Annotated in this window: 15 protein-coding genes; 7 read left to right on the top strand and 8 right to left on the bottom strand. The window is 72.5% G+C overall.

Features of this window, described 5'->3' with window-relative positions; all coding sequences use genetic code 11:
• The first annotated feature begins 432 nt into the window (after positions 1 to 432).
• Positions 433 to 726 (top strand): hypothetical protein, encoded by a 294-nt coding sequence (locus VF092_21705; GenBank protein ID HEX6749923.1) that lies wholly within the window; start codon positions 433 to 435, stop codon positions 724 to 726.
• Positions 727 to 817: 91 nt separating this feature from the next.
• On the opposite strand, the gene VF092_21710 is transcribed toward VF092_21705, so the two are convergent.
• From VF092_21710 to VF092_21720, 3 genes are all read right to left on the bottom strand, one after another.
• Positions 818 to 2929: a histidine kinase gene (locus VF092_21710; protein ID HEX6749924.1), complete on the bottom strand. Its 2112-nt coding sequence runs from the start codon at positions 2927 to 2929 to the stop codon at positions 818 to 820.
• Positions 2926 to 3702, bottom strand: a complete 777-nt coding sequence (locus VF092_21715; GenBank protein HEX6749925.1) for a LytTR family DNA-binding domain-containing protein — start codon at positions 3700 to 3702, stop codon at positions 2926 to 2928. The genes VF092_21710 and VF092_21715 overlap by 4 nt, the downstream gene beginning before the upstream one ends.
• 362 nt (positions 3703 to 4064) lie before the next feature.
• A complete protein-coding gene (locus VF092_21720) occupies positions 4065 to 8147 on the bottom strand; it encodes an amino acid adenylation domain-containing protein (protein HEX6749926.1) in 4083 nt (1360 codons plus the stop codon).
• Positions 8148 to 8406: 259 nt separating this feature from the next.
• Here VF092_21720 and VF092_21725 point away from each other — a divergent pair, with 259 nt between their 5' ends.
• From VF092_21725 to VF092_21745, 5 genes are all read left to right on the top strand, one after another.
• Positions 8407 to 8601 carry a hypothetical protein gene (locus VF092_21725; protein ID HEX6749927.1) on the top strand — a complete coding sequence of 65 codons (195 nt, stop codon included), beginning with the start codon at positions 8407 to 8409 and terminating at the stop codon, positions 8599 to 8601.
• A 2-nt stretch (positions 8602 to 8603) separates the two neighbouring features.
• Positions 8604 to 9086 (top strand): type II toxin-antitoxin system VapC family toxin, encoded by a 483-nt coding sequence (locus VF092_21730; GenBank protein HEX6749928.1) that lies wholly within the window; start codon positions 8604 to 8606, stop codon positions 9084 to 9086.
• A gap of 290 nt (positions 9087 to 9376) precedes the next feature.
• On the top strand, positions 9377 to 9832 hold the full coding sequence (locus tag VF092_21735; GenBank protein HEX6749929.1) for an Hsp20/alpha crystallin family protein: 456 nt from the start codon (positions 9377 to 9379) through the stop codon (positions 9830 to 9832).
• 82 nt (positions 9833 to 9914) lie between these two features.
• Positions 9915 to 10358, top strand: coding sequence for a CBS domain-containing protein (locus tag VF092_21740; GenBank protein HEX6749930.1), 444 nt, complete (start codon positions 9915 to 9917; stop codon positions 10356 to 10358).
• A gap of 198 nt (positions 10359 to 10556) precedes the next feature.
• The gene (locus VF092_21745) at positions 10557 to 10823 is read left to right on the top strand and encodes a hypothetical protein (GenBank protein ID HEX6749931.1); all 267 of its coding nucleotides are present in this window, start codon (positions 10557 to 10559) and stop codon (positions 10821 to 10823) included.
• Positions 10824 to 11208: 385 nt separating this feature from the next.
• Here VF092_21745 and VF092_21750 read toward each other — a convergent pair whose 3' ends face one another.
• The 5 genes from VF092_21750 to pyk all read right to left on the bottom strand — a co-directional run bounded on the left by VF092_21750 (position 11209) and on the right by pyk (position 18193).
• A complete protein-coding gene (locus VF092_21750; protein ID HEX6749932.1) occupies positions 11209 to 12171 on the bottom strand; it encodes a diacylglycerol kinase family protein in 963 nt (320 codons plus the stop codon).
• A complete protein-coding gene (locus tag VF092_21755; protein HEX6749933.1) occupies positions 12156 to 13568 on the bottom strand; it encodes a glucose-6-phosphate isomerase in 1413 nt (470 codons plus the stop codon). The genes VF092_21750 and VF092_21755 overlap by 16 nt, the downstream gene beginning before the upstream one ends.
• A 325-nt stretch (positions 13569 to 13893) precedes the next feature.
• Positions 13894 to 15825: a hypothetical protein gene (locus tag VF092_21760; GenBank protein ID HEX6749934.1), complete on the bottom strand. Its 1932-nt coding sequence runs from the start codon at positions 15823 to 15825 to the stop codon at positions 13894 to 13896.
• 64 nt (positions 15826 to 15889) lie between these two features.
• Positions 15890 to 16666 carry an MBL fold metallo-hydrolase gene (locus VF092_21765; protein ID HEX6749935.1) on the bottom strand — a complete coding sequence of 259 codons (777 nt, stop codon included), beginning with the start codon at positions 16664 to 16666 and terminating at the stop codon, positions 15890 to 15892.
• A 111-nt stretch (positions 16667 to 16777) separates the two neighbouring features.
• Positions 16778 to 18193 carry a pyruvate kinase gene (pyk, locus tag VF092_21770; protein HEX6749936.1) on the bottom strand — a complete coding sequence of 472 codons (1416 nt, stop codon included), beginning with the start codon at positions 18191 to 18193 and terminating at the stop codon, positions 16778 to 16780.
• Between the two features lie 463 nt (positions 18194 to 18656).
• Between pyk and VF092_21775 the strand changes: the two genes are divergently transcribed.
• Entirely contained in the window at positions 18657 to 18968 is a 312-nt protein-coding gene (locus VF092_21775; GenBank protein HEX6749937.1) for a hypothetical protein, read from the top strand.
• The last annotated feature ends 52 nt before the right edge of the window (positions 18969 to 19020 follow it).

The following is a 19020-nucleotide window of genomic DNA, read 5'->3' on the forward strand; positions in this document are numbered from 1 at the left end:
GGCGAACAAGGAGGCATCCCCGAAGCTATAGGGGGCACTGCAGGTAGTCCCCACAACCGCCCAGGCAGGTGCGAAGAGCCGGCCTCCATGTCGCCCGGGAGAAACCGCTCCAGGAGGTTTTTACACAGTCTGGGCCGGCCACACCGCAACCAGCGTCCGCGCAGGAGGTTGCAGGCCGAAGGATCTATCGCCGCGTCCGCACGACGGCCGGGGATGAGGACGGGTGCTTCGTGCGATATCCAGGAAAATCTCCCAGCCGGTTGGCGGGGTGCGGATGCCGGATGTCCCTGAAACGGTGCCGGATATCCCCATTTCATTCCAGCGGCGAGGCGGTGCGATGACATTCGTTTACAGGGGATCCATCCCCGGCGGCGTGGGACCGCACGCGCCGGCTCGCGCCCGGACGACCACCTCCATCTCCAGAGGCACCCCATGAAGAAGCACCGGCTGGACCTCGACGCGCTCGGCGTGGAATCGTTCACCACCAACGGCCCCGCGGCGCGCGCCGGCACCGTCGTGGCGTTCGACGCGGGCACCGTGAACACCAGGGATGTCAACAACACCTGCAACTTCGTCTGCTGGAACACCATCGATTGTCCCGGCGACACCGATCACACCGCCTGCCTGGAGTGCTTCACCGAGGGAAACACCTGCACGCAGCTGACCGACTGCCGCTACCCCACGCAGCTGGAGACCTGCACCACCTGCGAAACCACGGCCTGCTGAGCGGGAGATGAACGACGAGGGCGCGGCCCCGCTCCGGGTGCCGCGCCCTCGCCCGCTCCGGGACGGAAGCCCGGTCCATCCCCCCTCTCCTTCACCCTGCCGGCACACCTGCGAGCTGGGGGATGCGCAGCCGGACGCGCACGCCGCCGCCCTCGGGCGAGGTGATGCGCAGCGACGCGCCGGCGCCGTAGTGCTGGCGCAGGCGCGCGGCCGTGTTGCGCAGCCCGATCCCCGCCCGCGCGCGCGTCCAGCCGGCGGGAAGGCCCGCGCCGGTGTCGCGCACCTCCACGCACAGCGCGCCGTCGCCCGCCAGACGCGCGCGGATGGTCAGCGTCACCGGGCGGCGCGTGGGGCCCAGGCCGTGGCGGATGGCGTTCTCCACCAGCGGCTGCAGCACCAGGTGCGGCACCAGCGCCTCCCGCGCTGCCGGCGCCACCGCGATCCGCACCCGCAGTCGCTCGCGGTAGCGCACCCGCTCGATGGCCAGGTACCGCGCCAGGAACCCCAGCTCCTCGCGCAGCGTCACCAGCTGCGCGTCGGAGCGGCGCAGCGTGCGCCGCAGCAGCCGCGACAGGCGCCGCAGCACGTCCACGGCGTCGTCCGCGTCCTGCTGCAGCAGCGCCGACACAGAGTTCAGCGCGTTGAAGAGGAAGTGGGGATGGAGCTGCCCCTTCAGCGCGCGCAGCTGCGCCCCGCGGAGCTGCGTCCGCAGCCTCAGCGCGCGCGTGGCCGCCTCGCCCACCGCGCGGAAGTAGACCACCGCCTGCCCGAACGCCGCGCACCCCGCGTACAGCGGGAGGTACGTCGTCGCCCCTTCCCAGAAGATCACGGAGAACGGCGGCGGACGGGGGAGGAGCCAGTGGCGGAGCGCAATGCGGACGGCGCCGGCCGCGATCATCAGCAGCGCCCCGGCCAGCAGCAACGCCGCGGCCCCGCGGCCCGGTCGCTCTCGGAGCCGGACGCGGCCGCCGGCCCACACCGCCGAGGGCGCCAGCAGCATGGCCGGCACGTCGAGGATGGCCGCGCTGGCGGCGGCCGCGCGCAGCGAGAACGGCTGCCCGCCCACCCATTCCGGGGCGTAGCGGGCGAGCAGCCAGCGCGCGGCCATGCCCACCGCGGCCAGCGCCACCCACGCCAGCAGGTAGGCCGCCGCCAGCCGGGCGGTGGGCCGGGGGATCTCCTCCGTCCACGGCGCCGCCGGCGGCTGCGGCGCGGCCGCCTCCCCGCCGCTCCACCCGGCGGGGATCGCCATCTCGTCGCCGGCCGACGCGCCGTCGCGCGCGGGCCGCACGGCGATGCGGAACCACGGCCGCCCCTCCCGCGCCCACCCGGCGAGGTCGACCGCGAGCCGGCCGGGACGGTCCGCGTGGCGCGCCAGCAGGCGCTCGAGCGGCGCCTGCAGCTCGCGGCGGTGCACCGGCGCCCGGCGCAGCGCGCACGGCAACGCGGCGTTGAAGTCCACCCCCTCCGCGCGGCAGGCGCCCTCCACCGCGGCGCAGGCGCGCATGCACTCCACCTCCTCGTCTACGCTCACGGGGTCGCCCGGCCGCCCGTGCAGCGCCAGCCGCAGGTAGTCGCCCAGCCGGCAGACGGCGGCGTCGGCGCGATGCGGGTCCATGCGCGCCGTGTCGGCGATGCGCCGCAGCGCGCGCAGCAGCAGGCGCGGGTTGACGCCGGCGCGCACCGAGCGCAGCTCCTGGTCGGCCACCTCCGCGCGCAGCCGCGCCAGACGCCGCTCGTCGCCATCCAGCCGCAGCGCGGCCTTGAGCGCGTATCCGGCAGCCACCGCAGCTACCGCGCCCGGCACGGTGGACGGGAATACGGCCAGCTGCATCAGCGGTACGTAGCGCCAAACTGGAAAGACGAGTGTGATGGCCAGCAGCGCCAGCTGCCGTGCGCCCAGCACGGCCAGGGCGCCCAGCACCACCCGCCCCAGCGTGTCGCGGCGCAGCGGCACGCGGAACGCCACGGCGATGGCCGCGGCATAGGCGGCCATCCATCCCAGCTCGTCCCACGCGGCCGCGGCCAGTCCCACCGGCCACTCCGGGTCGCCGGGCGGCAGGATGGTAAGCATCAGCGCCACGTGCCCCGCCATCAGCGCCGCCCAGAGCAGCGCCAGCGCGGCCCATACGCCGCGCCTGCGGAAGGCGCCGGCGACGGTCGGCGTGTCGGGCGGGGCGGGTCCCGCGCGGCGCCGGCTCACCGGGTGAAGAAGGCGCGCACGCGGTCGCGGTAGCGCCGGCTGGAGACCAGGCGGGTGCCATCGCGCAGCACCAGCTCGTACTCCGTCCCCGACCACGGGCGCATGGCGGTCACGAAGTCGAAGTTGACGATGGCCGAGGCGCGGATGCGCACGAAGCGCGCGGGGTCGAGCTTCTCTTCCATCCCCCCCAGCGTGTCACGGAGGAGGTACGCGCGCCTGCCGGCGTGCAGCGACACGTAGTTGTCGGCCGACTCGATCCACTCGATCTCCGCCGCCGGCACGAACAGGTACTGGCCGCCGCTGCGCACCATGAAGCGGGTGGGATATTCCCGCGGCGCGCGCACCGTCTCCAGCAGCGCCTGCAGCCGCGCCTGGAAGCCCGCCAGCCGCCGCGTGCGGATCACCTCGCGCGCGCGCCCCAGCGCGGCGGCGAAGCGTGCGGCGTCGTACGGCTTGAGGAGGAAGTCGAGCGCCTGCACCTCGAACGCGCGCACCGCGTGCTGGTCGAGCGCGGTGACGAAGACGGTGACCGGCATCCGCTCCGGCCCCACGCGCGCGATCACCTCGAAGCCGTCGATCCCGGGGATCTGGATGTCGAGGAACACCAGGTCCGGCCGCAGCTCGGCGATGGCGCGGGCCGCGTCGATCCCCTCGTCGCATGCGCGGACGACCACCACGTCCGGCTCCGGCTCCAGCAGCCGCTGCAGCCGCTCGCGCGCCAGCGGCTCGTCCTCCACGATCAGCGCGGTGATCCGCTCGTCCGGCAGGTGCATCGGGGTCCTTCGGGGGATCACGACGAGGAAGATCTTCGCGGTTTGAGGCGCTGCCCGGGCACGCGCGAAAGGCAGCCACCCGCGCCGCCGCCTCATCGGCAAGCAGTTGAAGCCTCGCGCAGTTTGCGAGGCTTTCCAATGTTCCAGCCGCGGGTTTACCCGCCCGTTCCGAAGCAGCCGCCGGCCACCTACAACCGCGCCAGCACGATCGCTCGTGACACGCGCGGACGCCGGCATGGCGATCCTGGACGCCCGGTCCGACAGAAGGAAGTCTCTCAAACGATAGCGCCGCCTGCCTCCGCGCGAACAGCGGGCGGGGACAGGCGGCAGCTTTTCGGGGATGGATGGAGAAGGCGCCGGCGTCAGCCCCCGGCGGCGGCGGTGGCCACGGCGTCGCCCAGCGCGGCGGCGATGGAGCCGGCCAGGCGCACCGCCAGGTCCTCCACGAACGGATGCTGGAGGATGGTCCCATGGCTCCCCCCCATGCGGTGCACCGTCGTCCCCCCCAGCGCGCGCGAGCTCCAGTACTCCACCGCGCCGTCGCGGGGAAGCGCGCGCTCGCTGGCCGCGGTGCGCACGTACGTCAGGTGCCCGTCGTACGCGGGGGGATCGTAGTCCACCAGCGCGCCCAGGTTCGCGCGCCGCACGCGGGTGAGCGTCAGCACCTCGTCCACCCGCGACGCGGGGAGGAGCTTCGGCGACTTCACCACCCGCACCGCCTCGGTCGCCTGCTCGCGGTGGGGGAGATGGCGGATCTTCTCGATCCGCACCAGCGACGCGGCGGCCCAGCCGATCAGGTCCGCCACGATGCGCTGGAGGACGCGCGCGTGGTCCAGCGCATCGCCGGCCCGGTCGCGCGGGGTGGGAACGCCGGTGTCGAGCAGCGCCACCATCGCCACGTCGTACCCCGCGGCGCGCATCTGCCGCCCCATCTCCCACGCCACCAGCCCGCCGAACGACCATCCGCCCAGCAGGTACGGCCCCTCCGGCTGCAACTCGCGCACGGCCGCGGCGAAGTACGCGGCGATCTCCGGGACCGTCTCCAGCGGCATCAGCCCGTCGTCCGTCCCCCGCGCCTGCAGCCCGTACACCGGCTGGTCCGCGCCCAGCAGCCCGGCGAGATGGTGATAGCACACCACGTGGCCGCCCCCCGGCGGCGCCAGGAAGAGCGGCGGCCGCGCGTCGTCCGCGTGCGCCGGGAGATGGAGGGGGATGAGGGGCGGCTTGCTCTGCGCGCGCCCGCCGGTCAGCGCGCCCGCCAGCCGCGCGACCGTCGGCGCGTGGAGGACGGCGGCCAGCGGCATCTCCATCTCCAGCTCCGAGCGCACGCGCGCCGCCAGCCGCGCGGCGATGATCGAGTGGCCGCCCAGGTCGAAGAAGTCGTCGTGGATCCCCACGCGCTCCATCCCCAGCACGTCGGCCCAGATCGCCGCGAGCTTCGCCTCCAGCGGCGAGCGCGGCTGCGTCGCCCGCCCCGCCGCCGTCTCGTCCGCGGGGGCGTCGGGGAGGGCGCGGCGGTCGACCTTGCCGCTGGTGGTGCGGGGGAGCGCGGCTAGCCAGGCGAACGCGGCCGGCACCATCGCGTCGGGCAGCCGCTCGCGAAGGTGCTGGCGCAGCTCCGCCGCCGTCGGCCGCGCCTCGTCCTCCTTCGCCACCAGCCAGGCGGCCAGCCGCCGCGACTCGCCCTCGCCGCGCGCGTCGACCGCGGCCTCGGCCACGGACGGGTGCGCGGCCAGCGCCGTCTCCACCTCGGCCGTCTCGATGCGCACGCCGCGCACCTTCACCTGCGCGTCGCGGCGGCCCAGGTGCTCCAGCGTGCCGTCGTCCAGCCACCGCCCCGCGTCGAGCGTGCGGTACATCCGCGACCCCGGCGGCCCGTACGGATCGGGGCGGAAGCTCTCCGCGGTCAGCGCCGGCCGCCCCGCGTACCCCCGCGCCACCCCCGCGCCGGCCAGCCAGATCTCCCCCGCGACGCCGATGGGCGACGGGCGCAGCTCCGCGTCGAGCACGTACGCGCGGCCGTTGGAAACGGGCGCGCCGATGGACATCCGCCGCACCTCGCGCGGGATCTCCCACGCGGTCGAGTAGGTGGTGTCCTCCGTCGGCCCGTAGACGTCGATCACCCGCTCCACCACCCCCGTCGCGTACAGGGCGCGGGCGAGCGCGAGGGGGACCGCCTCGCCGCCGATCATCAGCACCCGCACGGTGGCGGGAAAGCGCCGCTCGCGCAGCATCTCCGCCGCGACCGAGGTGACCATGAACGCCAGGCGCGGCTCGCGGCCCGCGGGGATCGCCTCGAGCGGGCCGCCGGTGAGCACCAGCGCGCCGCCCCACGACAGCGGTCCCCACATCTCCATCAGCGTGGGATCGAAGGTGACGGTGCTGTGGGCGAGCACGCGCGCGCGGTCCTCTTCCGCCACCGTCCGCCGCACCCAGTCCAGCAGGGCCACGCCGCTGCGATGCTCGATCTCCACCCCCTTGGGGCCGCCGGTGGATCCCGAGGTGGTGATGACGTAGGCCAGGTTCTCCGGCGCGAGGGGGACGTCCGGGTCCGCCGCGCTCTCGCGCGACAGGTCGGCCGCGTCCAGGGCGATGGCCATCACCCCGCGCGCGTCCTCCAGCGCCCCGCGCGAGGCGGCGTCGGTGAGCACGGCCGCCGCCCCCGCGCCGCGCAGCACCGCCGCCACGCGCGCCGGCGGGTGCGTGGGATCGAGCCCGACGTACGCGGCGCCGCTCTTCATCACCCCCAGCAGCGCGGCCACGAGATCCGGCGTGCGTTGCATGCAGACACCCACGCGCGCCTCCGGCCTGGCTCCGAGACGGCGCAGGCGGTGGGCGATGCGGTTCGCGCGCGCGTTCAGCTCACCGTACGTCACCGACACGTCCGCGCCGAACTCGATGGCGATCGTATCCGGCCGCTCGCGGGCGATCCGCTCGAACGCGTGGTGGATGCACCCGGCGGGGATGGGGGATTCCGTGCGGTTCCAGTCCTCCGTGATGCGCTGGACCTCGCCCGCGTCGTGGATCGCCACCGCGGCGAGCGGCTGATTGGCGTCCGCGACGAAGCCGGCGAGCATCGCCTGCAGGCGGCGGAGGAGGCGCGCGGCGGTCGCCGGCTCGTAGAGGGCAGCGGAGAACTGCAGCTCCAGGTGCAGCCGGCCGCCCATCTCCTCGGCCAGCAGCGTCATGTCGAACGGCGAGGTGCCGGTGTCGACCACCTCGAACGCCATCTCCGCGCCGGGAAAGGCGGGCGGCACGGCGGCGTGGTCGCCGTAGACGACCAGCGACTGCACCAGCGGTGGCCGCGAAGGCTCGCGCCGCGCGCCGGCGATCTCCACCGTGCGGTCGAACGGCAGCCGCGCTCGCTCGGTGGCGCCCACCACGCCGCGGTGCGCGCGGCGGATGGCCTCGCGCACCGTCGGCGCGCCGCCCAGCCGGAAGCGCAGGGGGACGGTGTTGGCGAAGAAGCCGACCATCCCCTCGATCTCCGGCGTCCAGCGGTTGGCCACCAGGGTGCCGAGGAGGAAGTCGTCCGCGTCCGCGTGGCGGTGCAGCACCGCCGCCCACGCGGCGGCGAAGACGGCGAACGGCGTTGTCCCCTCGCGCCGGGCCAGCGCGCGCAGGCTGGCGGTGAGGTCGGGGGAGAGATCCGCGGCCGCCTTCGCGCCGCCATACCCCTGCAGCGGCGGGCGGGGGAGGTCGGGGATGATCTCGAAGACGTGCGGCGCGCCGTCCAGCTCGCGGCGCCAGTGCTCCACGTCCGCCGCCAGCGCGCGCTCGTCCAGCGCCTTGCGCTGCCACGACGCGAAGTCGCGGAACCGCGCCGGGAGCGGGGGGAGATCGGGCGCCGTCCCCGCCAGCTCGGCGGCGTAGAGGATGCCCAGCTCTCGCCGCAGGATCGCCGTCGACCACCCGTCCCCCGCGATGTGGTGGAGCGCAACCACCAGCACGTGCTCGCGCGCGGCGACGCGGACGAGCAGCGCGCGCAGCAGCGGCCCGCGCGCCAGGTCGAACGGCCGCGCGGCGTACTCGCCCACGAGCCGCAGCGTCTCCGCCTCGCGCTCGGACTCGGGGAGATCGGAGATGTTGGCGATCTCCCAGCCGAAGTCCGGCTCCGGCTGCGTGACCTGCACCGGCTCGCCGTCCGCCTCGCCGAACGTCATCCGCAGCGCGTCGTGCCGCGCCACCAGTCCGCGCAGCGCCGCCTCCAGCGCGGCGGGAGACAGATCGCCGCGGATGCGGTAGCCGATGGGGATGGTGTAGACGGCGGCGTCCGGCGCCATGCGGTGGAGGAACCAGAGCCGGCGCTGCTCGCGCGTCAGCGGCACCGGGCCGTCGGGCGCGCGGGGGATGGCACCCGCCGTGGCGCCGCGCGACAGCATCATCTCCAGCAGCGCGCGCTTGGCCCGCGAAAGGCCGGCGAAGCGGTCCGGAAGCTCGGTCATCGCGATGGAGGGCGGGCCGGGAGGCTCGGGACTGGATGGGGAGAGCGCGTGGGCGCCGTACCAGTTTACCGCGCGCGGGGGGTTGGATCAACGTTCGACGCGGCCCCGTTCTGGCGTGCTGATGAGCGATCGTCGGCAATGCGAACGCGAGGGCGCGAAGACTGCCGGAGAAGATCCCGAATCGGTCTTGACGTTCCGGTTCGATCTGTACAGATTCGTGGCCCCTGCCCCTGCTCACTTTGCACATTGGGAGGGATTCATGCCGACGCACGCGAAGGAGCAGGACATCCCGACGATCGACTACGACGACCCGGAGGAGCGCGCACTCGAGGCGCGGCTGATCGCGGCCGGCTACAGGATGCCGACGAAGTCGCTCGATCGCCCGCGGCAGGCGGTGAAGAAGCGTCCGTGGTGGAAGGCGTTCTTCGTCCGACTCTTCCGCCTGAACCAGTAGCCATGGTGTTCTGGGACACGAGCGCGCTCGTCAAGGCGTATACGGTCGAGCCCGGGACCCCAACGGTGCAGGCGGCCCTGCAGGCTCTTGTGCGCAGATCCTCCGTGACCCCGTTCGTCGCGCTGGAGACGCTCACCGTGCTGTCCAAGCTGTTGCGGAGCGGCACCTTTTCCGCGGCGGACTACAACCGGGCGCGGCTGGAATTCCACCGCGACTATCCGCGGCGGTTCGTCCGCCTGGGCGTGAGGCGCCATGTCCGCAGCCACGCGCTGAGCCTGGCGGAGAAGCATCGCAAGGCTGGCGTTGGCGCGCTGGACATCCTCCATCTCGCCTGCGCGCTGGACGTGAAGGCTCGGGCGCATCCCCGCCCCGCCGTGTTCGCCGTGGCGGACGGGCCGCTGCGGCGGATCGCCACGCTCGAAGGGGTGCGCACCTTCGACCCCGAGGCGCAGTCCGTCTCCGACCTCATGCGGGCTCTTCGTTAGCCTCCATCTCCATCCCCGCGACGCACTCTGTCGCAGCCACGCTCGCCGTCAGGCTCCGCCCCGTCCGCAAACTCCGGACGGGGCGGTCGCGTTTCGCGGCCAACGGCGGACGCGGGTGGCGAGCCGCACCGGACTCTCCATCCCCCTTGCCGAGCGCACCTTGAACGCGTCGGCGGCGGGAATGCCCGCCGCCCGCGGGGCGCGCCGGCCCCCGCGAACGCCGGACCGGCGCGCCCCGCCCGCGGCCACGCGGCCGCGCGACGAGGACCCTGGGACGAGGGGAGGGATGTATGCCGCTGATCCGCACCAATCGCAGCCTTGCGCCGCTCGACGAGATGACGCAGGTGACCAACCGCCTGCGCCGCCTCTTCGACACGCCGTTCGACCTGGAGCTGTTCCCGCAGCCGGTGGGGTGGCTTCCCGCCGTGGAGATCACGGAGATGGCCGAGGAGCTGCTGCTGACGGCGGAGCTGCCGGGGATGACGAAGGAGGACGTGGAGCTCTTCGTGGAGAACAACGTCCTGACCCTGCGCGGCGAGAAGAAGCAGGAGTGGACCGAGGACGACCGCGACCGCAGGGTGCACCTGTGGGAGCGCACCTACGGCACCTTCACCCGCGCGTTCACGCTGCCGCGCGAGGTGGAGGCCGAGAAGATCCGGGCCGAGTTCCTCGACGGCGTGCTGACGCTGCACCTGCCCAAGACCGAGAAGGCCATGGGCCGCAAGATCGAGATCACGGCGATGTGATCCCGAACGCCGCCGGGCCGGGTTCCCTGCGGCCCGGCGGCGCGTCCCCTGACGCGCCGCGCGGGCGGCGCGGAGGTGACCGATGAAGGCGAGAGACCTGATGAGCACCGAGCCGGTGGCGGTGACGCCGGGCGACCCGCTGCTCCGCGCCGCCTGCGCCATGCGCGACCTGAACGTGGGGATGGTGCCGGTGGTCGACAGCCGCGAGGAGATGCACGCCGTGGGCGTGATCACCGACCGCGACATCGTGGTGCGCCACGTGGCCGCGGGGCACCAGCACGCCTGCACCTGCGGCCACGTGATGTCGCGCGCGCCGCTGGTGTGCGTTGCCCCCGACGCGTCCATCGGCGACGTGATGCGGCGGATGGCGGTGCACCGCGTGCGCCGCGTGCTGGTGATCGCCCACGGGCGGCTCGTCGGCGTTGTGTCCGCGGCCGACATCCTGGCGCGCGAGCGGCGCGTGGCCCCCGACTTCGTGGAGAAGGTGCTGGAGCAGATCGCCGAGCCGGAGCTGGCTTCGGTGTGATCCACCATCACCCCATGACCTCACGCGGAGCGCGGAGAAAGCGCTGCTCGCTCGGCGTCTCCGCGGCTCCGCGTGAGGCCATCTTCGACGGGACAGGATGGAGACGGATTCGCGCGGGTGTCGTTTCCGGGGCGTGACGTGCGTTCTCCAGATTGAGCCTCCCGCTCGTCGCCCCATCCCCCAGCCCGAGACGACGCCATGACCTCCCCGCTCCCGTCCGCCCGACGCCGCCGCACTGCCGCGCCCGACCTGGTGGTGCGCTGCCCCGCGTGCGGCCGCGAGGCGCGGGCCGAGGCGGTGCGCTCGCCGGGCGGGTGGGTGCACGCCGGCGCCATCCGCATGGAGACGCTGCTCGACCACGTGGAGTGCGACCTGTTCGCCCTCTCCGCCGAGTTCGGGCGCGTCGCGCTGTCCCACTCCCGCATCCGCATCGCCGCGATCTTCGGGGAGTCAAGATCGAGCTAATACCGGCTGCCGCAATTGATCGTGCATTCGGATCGACGTCATTCCGAGCGGCGCCGCTGCTCCGAATCTTCAATCGCGCTGATGCCAGGCGGCGCCCGAGGAATCTGTGGCATGGGTCCGGGCGACAGGCGGACTGTGGCTCGGGAGCCGGCCACAGATTCCTCAGGCGCCACGGCTCGGCATGGAGGATAGGTCGGTGCGGCGCCTTCGGAATGACATTCCTTCCGGCAATACACAGCTGATCCGGAAATTCGGTATAAGTCTGCCTCTCCCATCGGTTTGGGAGAGGTTGAAAAATGGAGATGGGCGAGACGGCAGTTTTGTCTCGCCCATCTCCATTTTTCGGGTGAGGGCCCCATCCGGCGGCCCGCGCATCGGTACGTCGTCAGCGGGGGACGAGGACGTGGATGCCGCCGGGGACGGAGCGCGCCCGCAGCGGGGTGGCGGCCAGCGGCTCCCCGTCGGCCTCGGTGACCACGATGGGATCGCTCTCGACGACGACGTCGCTGGCCTGCAGGAAGATCATCCGGTCGTCGCCGCCGAAGCGCTGGCGGTACAGGCGCCAGAGCATCATCGCCGCGTGCGTGGCCGTGCGCGGCGCGAAGATGCATACGTCGAGCTTGCCGTCGCGGTGCGTGCCGCCCGGGGCCAGGCGGAAGCGCAGCGTCTGCGGGTTGGTGACCACCATCCCCATGTTGGCCACCAGCACCATCGACGCGTCGAGCTCCAGCTCCTGCCCGTCGGCCACGATGCGGTAGCGCGCCGCCGGCGGCGACGACGCCACCTTCAGCACCGCGTAGATGTAGGCGCCGAACCCCCAGCGGTCCTTGAGCTCGCGCGTGGCCAGCGCCACGATCTCCGCGTCCACCCCCGTCCCCGCCGCCACGGCGAAGTAGCGCCCCTCGGCCACCTGCCCCAGGTCCATCGGCGTGGTGTCGCCGTTGACGACGACGTCCACCGCGTGCTCCACCGAGCGGGGGATGCCCAGGTTGAAGGCGACCTGGTTCCCCGTGCCCTTGGGGATGATCCCCAGCGGCACGCCGGTGCCCACGAGCCCGGTGATCACCTCGCCCACCGTGCCGTCGCCGCCCACGGCGATGACGGCGCGGTACCCTTGGGCGGCGGCCTCGCGCGCGAAGCGCTCGGCGTCGCCGGGGCCGCGCGTCTCCACCACCTCGAACGGGCTGCGGCGCACGGCGAAGGCGCCCGCCAGCAGCCGCAGCACGCGGTCGGTGTCGGCCTGGCCCGCGACGGGATTGAGCACGACCAGGTTGCGCCCGGCGTTGGCGGCCGCCGCCACGGGGTCGAGCAGCGCGGTGGGGTCGTACGTGGCTAGCGGATGATCCATTCGTCGCGCTTGGGCTCCCGCCCGTCCCATTCCTGTTTGAACGTCTCGTATCCCTTCCGGCCCATGATGCCGTAGGTCAGCTCCTTCCCCAGCTCCACCCCCGGCTGGTCCATCGGGTCGATGCCGTAGAAGTGGCCCGCATACACGGTGGCGATCTCCAGCAGCATGAACACCCCGCCCAGCGAGCGCGCGTCCACCCGCGGCAACTCGATGGTCATGTTCATCCGTCCCCGCTTCGTCAGCGCCGCCTCCGTCGCCATCCGCTCGGTGCGCAGCAGCTCGTTCAGCGTGTGCCCGCCGAGATACGCCAGCTCGCCCAGGTCGGGATGGAGGTTGGGGATCTCCAGGTCCACGGGCGACTCGCGCACGGCCAGGAAGGTGATGGTCTTGTCGAACGCGCCCTCCACGTACTCCTGCACCTGCGAGTGCTGGTCGGTCGCGCCGAGCGCCTTCGCCGGCGTGGGGCCGACGAACACGTCCTGCCCCGCGCGGCTCTTCTGCTTCCCCAGCGACTCCGCCCAGAGCTGCCGGAACCAGTCGGCCACGTCCTTCAGCGGGTCGGAGTACGGCATCATCACGTGCACGTTCGCCCGCTTCTCCGTGTCCGCCAGGTACTGGAGCGCGGCGAACACCCCCGCCGGATTGCGCGCCAGCTCGTCCCCGTCGCAGCGATCGCGCATCTCCGCCGCGCCGGCCAGCAGCGCGCGGACGTCGATCCCCACCATCGCCGCGGGGAGGAGGCCCACGGCGGAGAGGACGGAGAAGCGCCCGCCGACAGAGGGGGGGATGGGCAGCGTGGCGATCCCCTCCGCGTCGGCGATCTGGCGCAGCACCCCCTTCTTCGGGTCGGTGACGAAGAGGAGGTGGCGCACGTAGCCGTCGTCGAGCTCCACCTGCAGCCGTTTGCGGATGATGAGGTACTGGCTCATCGTCTCCGCGGTGCCGCCGCTCTTGGAGATGACGAGGAAGAGCGTGCGGCGGATGTCGAGCCGGTCCAGGAAGGGGGCGATGGTGGCCGGGTCGATGTTGTCGAGCACGTACAGGCGCGGGAAGAAGTCGCGCTCCTCGTCCGTGAGCTCGTTCCAGAACGGGTGCAGCAGCGCCGTGCGCAGGGCGATGGTGCCCAGCGCGCTCCCGCCGATCCCCAGCACCACGATGGTGCTGAACGTCTGCCCCAGCCCGTCGGCGAACTTCTCGATGGCGGCGACGGTCTCCTGCTCGTCGGGAAGCGCGTAGAAGCCCAGCTCGCCGGACCGGCGCCGCTCCTGCGCGTCGGCGTGCGCGGCGCGGAAGCGCTCGCCCATCGCCTCGAGGCGCGCGGGGTCGATCCCGTGGCCGCCGCCCAGCCGCGGGGCGAGCATGTTGTTGTAGTCCAGCACGATCGCGTCGCCGCCCATCATCCACCCCTGTCGTGAAACTCTGATTGCATCCCTGCCAGCTCCTCACCGGCAAGCCATCCAACGGAGACCGTCGGTGCGACGAGCAACTTTGTGCGCGGCCGCGGGCGGCCCCCTTCCCCCCGGCCCCCTCCCCCGCTTCGCAGGGGCGGGGGAGAACTCAGCGCGGTGAGCCGATGCCTGTGCCGACGCTGAGGTCTCCCCTCCCCCATCCCTCCCCCCTCGTGGGGGAGGGATGGGGGAGGGGGGGGAAGATCGCTGCGGCAACACCCGCGCCCGCCCGCCGCGTCAGCGTCCGCCCCCGCCGCAGGCCTCCCCCCGCCGATCACTCCTCCGCCAGCACGATCACCTGGTCCGCGGCGGTGAAGCTGATCTGCTCGCCCTTCTTCGGGTTCAGCTTCACCCCGAACGCCTTGGCGGGGTCGAGCGCGTCGCCGTGGATGCGGTAGCCCATGGCCACCTGCCCCTGCCGCGCGGCCGCCTCCACCACGGTGTAGAAGTTAACCGGCCGCCCCGGCTCCACGTAGTCGCCCGCCGGCTTCAGGTAGATCTCCGAGCCCTCGGGGTCGAACAGGTCGCGGAAAACTACCGCCAGCTCCTTGTTCTCGGAAATCTGGGAGAGGAGGAGACTCACCAGGTTGTCGCTGACGATGAAGTCGTCGGCGCGTGTCACCTGCGCCAGCTCGCGGTTGCGGATGTCCAGCATCTCGCTGACGATGGAGAAATCCTGGGCCAGCCGGTCCTGGAGGTCGCGCAGGTGCAGCAGGGTGATGAGCGTGCGCGCGTCGGCCTGCTGCGCCGCGTCCACGTCGCCGTTGGCGCGGCCGTCGGTGCTGCTCAGCACGATGATGTGGTCGTACGTGTCCACCTCCAGCGCGTCCAGCGTCCTCCGGTCCGTCGTGTCCCCCCGCCGCAGCGTGACGGCGAGGTTGGAGAGCTGGCGGTCGCCCATCCGCCCCGCGTCCTCGCGCGCCTGCGCCACCTCTTCGCTGTCGCCGACGACCAGCGCGGTGCTCCCCGGGCCCACGTAGGCGTCCAGCTCGCCCAGGATGGCGCCCGCGCGGTCGTTCCACCCCAGCACCAGCGTGCGCTCCGGCGCCCGCTCGCGCGGCTGCGCGCTGCGGATGGCGTCCTCGTCCACCGGCGGGCGGCCGTTGCCGGAGAGCCTGATCGTGTCGTCGTCCTGCGAGACGGCGATCACCCGGTCGTCCGCGCCCAGCCGCGTGTCCATCGGCGGGTTGAGCTTGATGCCCCCGTTGGAGAAGCGCACCCCGATCACCGCCGAGTCGTCGTACGCCATCAGCGCCTCGGCGAAGGTGTTCCCCGCCAGCGACGGCTCGTGCTTGAAGTAGATCTCGTCGCCGCCGTAGTCCATCAGCTCCGTGTACGCCACCGAGAGCCCGGACTGGCGGCAGGTCTGCGCCGTCACCCGCGCGATCAGGTCGCCCGCCAGCACCAGCTCCACCTCGTCGCCGCCCACCATCTTCGCCACCTCGTGGTTGCGCGGGTCGCGGATGACGGTGACCACGTGGTACGGCTCCCTGCGCCGGTTGGGGTTGTTGGTGATGGCCAGGATGGCCTTGATCACGTGCGCGTCGGGGTCGTCGCTCTCGGGCGGGAGGATGATGATCGACTTGGCCCCGTGCGGGTTCACGATCTCCAGGTCGGCCAGGTCGATGGGGCTGCCGGTGCGGAAGACCAGGCGCGTGCGCCCCGTATCGGCCACGCGCGCGCGGATCTCGTCCTGCATCTCCACCGCGTCGCGCTCGGCCAGGATGGCGATGCAGGAGCGGCGCTGGTTCTCGTTCGCCTGCACCAGCTCGGAAACGATGGTGAAGATCTGCGCCGACCATCCCAGCACCACCGTGTGCCCCTGCTCGGCCACGAACGAGCGCCCCTTCCGCAGCTCGTCCAGCTTCCCCTCGATCCCCGCCGACAGCACGCCGATCAGCGTGCTGACGATGAAGATGCCGCCCAGCGTGATGGCCAGCATGGCGAAGAGGAAGGGCCACGGCCCCGCGTCGCCGCCCATGGTGCCGCTGTCGAGCGTGCGCATCAGCCCCGCCCAGGCCACGTCCAGGAAGCCGCGGTGGTCGGGGTCCACGCCGCTCACCACCACGATCAGCGAGACCACGGCGATGAGCAGGACGGAGACGACGAACAGCCACAGGATCAGCACGGCGGGCCCGCGGGCCATGGTGTTGTCGAACCAGTAGCGCAGCCGCTGGCGCGTGGAGATGCGGGTCGATGTGGACATGGGAGATGGGATGAGACGGGTGGGAGGATGGAGACGAGGAGAACGGCGGAGAAAGTGGAGGCGGTCAGACCTCCACGTCCAGCCCGTCGTACGCGGCGAACACGCCCGGGGGGAGGCGCTCGTCGAGCTCGGCGGCGCTGGTGCGGTGGCTCAGATGGGTGAGGTAGGTGCGCTCGGCGCCCAGCCGCGCGGCCGTCTCGCACGCCTCCTGTACGCTGAAGTGCGTGGGGTGCGGCGTGTCGAACCAGAGCGCGTTGAGCACCAGGACGCGGACGCCGCGCAGCGCCTCCTCGGTCCGCGGCGGCAGCAGCTTGGCGTCGGTGATGTAGCCCAGGTCGCCGCAGCGGAAGCCGTGCACCTTGGCGTAGCCGTGCGGCACGGGAAGGGGGAGGAGCGAAAAGCCGGCGATCTCCAGCGGCTCGTACGAGCGGTAGTAGTGCAGCTCCGCCTCGGGCTTGCTCGTTCCCTCGATGGGCCGGATCGACGCGTCGAACACGTAGCCGAAGCGCGAGGCGAGGACGGCGGCGTCCTGCTCGTGCGCCCACACGTCCAGCGCGTGCCCGCCGCGCTCCGAGAACACGCGCAGGTCGTCGACCCCGTGCACGTGGTCGGCGTGGGTGTGCGTGTAGTACACCGCGTCCACGTCGCGCACCCCCGCCGCGACCAGCTGGAGGCGCAGCTCCGGCGGCGTGTCGACCAGCAGCCGCCGCTCGCCGTCGACCAGGAGCGCCGCGTGGCGCGTCCGCTTGTCGCGGGGGTCGGCCGAGTGGCAGACGGCGCAGCGGCACCCGATCACCGGCACGCCGAACGAGGTGCCGGTGCCGAGGAAGCGGAGGATCATACGGACAGTGCCCAGGACGGCAGTGCCCAGTGCCCAGTGCCCGGTGCCCAGTGCAACAAAGCCGGGACCGCGGGGATCTCCCTGGGCACTTGGCACTGGGCACTGGGCACTTTAGATCACCTCGACCTGCAGGAGATTCGTCGTCCCCGGCACGTGCATCGGATAGCCGGCGGTCACCACCACGCGGTCGCCGCGCTTGGCCAGGCCGCGCTTGACCGCCTCCTCGCGGCCGCACGCCAGGTTCTCCTCGAACGTCGACTCGGGGGTGCACAGGATGGGGATCACCCCCCACACCAGGCCGAGCTGGTTGTAGGTGCGCTCGGTGTCGGTCAGCGCCAGGATCGGCACCGGGGGACGGAAGGAGGAGACCACGCGCGCCGTGCTCCCGCTGCTGGTGAAGGTCAGGATCAGCGGCGCCTGCAGCCGGCGCACCGCCTCCACCGTGGCGCCGGCGATCGCCCGCGCGGTGGTGATCTCGCCGTCGTGGCGCTCCAGCGGGAAGTCGTAGTGCGGGCCCGCCTCCAGGATGTGCGAGTTCTCGATCTCCTGGGCGATGCGCGCCATCGCCTGCACCGCCTGGATGGGGAAGCGCCCCGTAGCCGTCTCGGCGGAGAGCATCACCGCGTCGGTGCCGTCGATGATGGCATTGGCCACGTCCGAGGCCTCCGCGCGCGTGGGGCGCGGGTTCTCGATCATGCTCTCCAGCATCTGCGTGGCGGTGATCACCGGGCGGCTGCTGACGTTGCACAGCTGGATCATCCGCTTCTGCGCCAGCGGCACCTGCTCGAACGGCAGCTCCACGCCCAGGTCCCCGCGCGCCACCATCGCCACCGCGGCGGCGTCGACGATCGCCTGCAGGTTCTGCAGCGCCAGCCCCTTCTCCACCTTCACCACGACGAGCGGGCCGCCCTTCGGGATGCGGCGCGCCAGGTCCAGCACGTCCTCGGCCGAGCGCACGAAGGAGAGGGCGATGTAGTCCACCTTCTGCTCCAGCGCGAACTCCAGGTCGCGCAGGTCCTTCGGGGTCAGCGAGGGAACGGAGATGCGCGTCGTCGGGAGATTGATCCCCTTGTTCGAGGTCAGCTCGCCGCCGTGGATCACGCGCATGGCCACGCGGGGTGATTCCACCTCCTCGACGATCAGCTCCATCAGCCCGTCGGCCAGCAGCACCACCTCGCCCACCTCCACGTCCTCGGCCAGCTCGGCGAAGGTGGTGGGGAGCTCGCCCGGCCCGGCCACGGCCTCGGGCGCGAAGATCACGCGGTCGCCCGGCTTCAGCTCCACGGGCTCGGGAAGCACGCCCACGCGGATCTTGGGGCCCTGGAGATCACCGAGCACGGCGATGGGGCGGCCGCACTGCCGCGACACCTCGCGCACGTTGCGGATGGTCTCGGCGTGCCGCTCCAGCTCGCCGTGCGAGAAGTTGATGCGCGCCACGTCCATCCCGGCCTCGATCAGCGCGCGGATGCGCTCGGGAGACCACGACGACGGGCCCAGCGTGCAGACGATCTTGGTGCGTCGAACCATCGGTCCATCCGGAAGCGGCGTGGGGCACGCCGCCGGGGGCAAGGAGCGGACCTGCGGTGGGAACAGGCGCGCGAGGGATTCCTCGGTAAACTGGCCCCCGCCGCGCCGGGGGTGCAAGGGGTCGGGGCGAGTTTGTTACCGTTGCTTCCAAATTCGGGCGGATGATTCCGCGGTGACCACGGCCCGAAGTCCCCACCTCTGCGGACCCGTGGGATCGCACCAGTGCTACCCTCCGAGGTCATCCTGAAGCGGGCCACACCGTCCTTTCGTCCTGGACGATGGCGGCAGGCCGAAGGATCTATTGCCAGTCGCTACACAACCGCCGACGGGTCGCGCGGAATCCACCGCCCTCAACAGAAGGGCCTCACGCGGAGACGCGGAGGCGCGGAGAACTCACTGCGGCCGCCCGATCACCGGCCGGGGGTTTGCGTCAGCGGGGGGCGAACCGATCTGCGGAGGAGTGATGGCGAAGACGGTGTGGTGCGTGTTCGAGCGGCTGCCGCACGAGAAGTGTCCCGCGCTGTCGGCCGTCTGCGCGTCGGCCGAGGTGGCGGAGGAGATGGTGGAGATGGGGCGCCGCGAGAAGGAAGCCGACGGCGAGCCGGAGAGCGAGTGGACCGTCACCCCGTGGACCGTGCTGGACCGCCAGGTCGCCAAGATCGACCGCGCCGACCAGATCAGCCACGTCCTCGACCCCATGCGCGGGGCGCTGGCCTACCCGGCGGCGGGCGAGGAGAGGGAGAAGAAGCAGAAAAAGACCCGGGCGAAGAAGTAGCGCGGGAGACCAGCATCTCCGCGGCCGCCAGGCTGGCCCCCTCCCCCGGCCC

Source organism: Longimicrobium sp., from assembly GCA_036377595.1.
GTDB lineage: Bacteria > Gemmatimonadota > Gemmatimonadetes > Longimicrobiales > Longimicrobiaceae > Longimicrobium.

What these genes read in the sequence shown, in the direction of transcription:
- VF092_21730 (HEX6749928.1), top strand. Translation starts at nt 8,604, where the DNA reads ATGGTGTTCTGGGACACGAGCGCGCTCGTCAAGGCGTATACGGTCGAG.
- VF092_21745 (HEX6749931.1), top strand. Translation starts at nt 10,557, where the DNA reads ATGACCTCCCCGCTCCCGTCCGCCCGACGCCGCCGCACTGCCGCGCCC.
- VF092_21705 (HEX6749923.1), top strand. Translation starts at nt 433, where the DNA reads ATGAAGAAGCACCGGCTGGACCTCGACGCGCTCGGCGTGGAATCGTTC.
- VF092_21725 (HEX6749927.1), top strand. Translation starts at nt 8,407, where the DNA reads ATGCCGACGCACGCGAAGGAGCAGGACATCCCGACGATCGACTACGAC.
- VF092_21720 (HEX6749926.1), bottom strand. Translation starts at nt 8,147, where the DNA reads ATGACCGAGCTTCCGGACCGCTTCGCCGGCCTTTCGCGGGCCAAGCGC.
- VF092_21740 (HEX6749930.1), top strand. Translation starts at nt 9,915, where the DNA reads ATGAAGGCGAGAGACCTGATGAGCACCGAGCCGGTGGCGGTGACGCCG.
- pyk (HEX6749936.1), bottom strand. Translation starts at nt 18,193, where the DNA reads ATGGTTCGACGCACCAAGATCGTCTGCACGCTGGGCCCGTCGTCGTGG.
- VF092_21735 (HEX6749929.1), top strand. Translation starts at nt 9,377, where the DNA reads ATGCCGCTGATCCGCACCAATCGCAGCCTTGCGCCGCTCGACGAGATG.
- VF092_21715 (HEX6749925.1), bottom strand. Translation starts at nt 3,702, where the DNA reads ATGCACCTGCCGGACGAGCGGATCACCGCGCTGATCGTGGAGGACGAG.
- VF092_21760 (HEX6749934.1), bottom strand. Translation starts at nt 15,825, where the DNA reads ATGTCCACATCGACCCGCATCTCCACGCGCCAGCGGCTGCGCTACTGG.
- VF092_21775 (HEX6749937.1), top strand. Translation starts at nt 18,657, where the DNA reads ATGGCGAAGACGGTGTGGTGCGTGTTCGAGCGGCTGCCGCACGAGAAG.
- VF092_21765 (HEX6749935.1), bottom strand. Translation starts at nt 16,666, where the DNA reads ATGATCCTCCGCTTCCTCGGCACCGGCACCTCGTTCGGCGTGCCGGTG.
- VF092_21755 (HEX6749933.1), bottom strand. Translation starts at nt 13,568, where the DNA reads ATGGGCGGCGACGCGATCGTGCTGGACTACAACAACATGCTCGCCCCG.
- VF092_21750 (HEX6749932.1), bottom strand. Translation starts at nt 12,171, where the DNA reads ATGGATCATCCGCTAGCCACGTACGACCCCACCGCGCTGCTCGACCCC.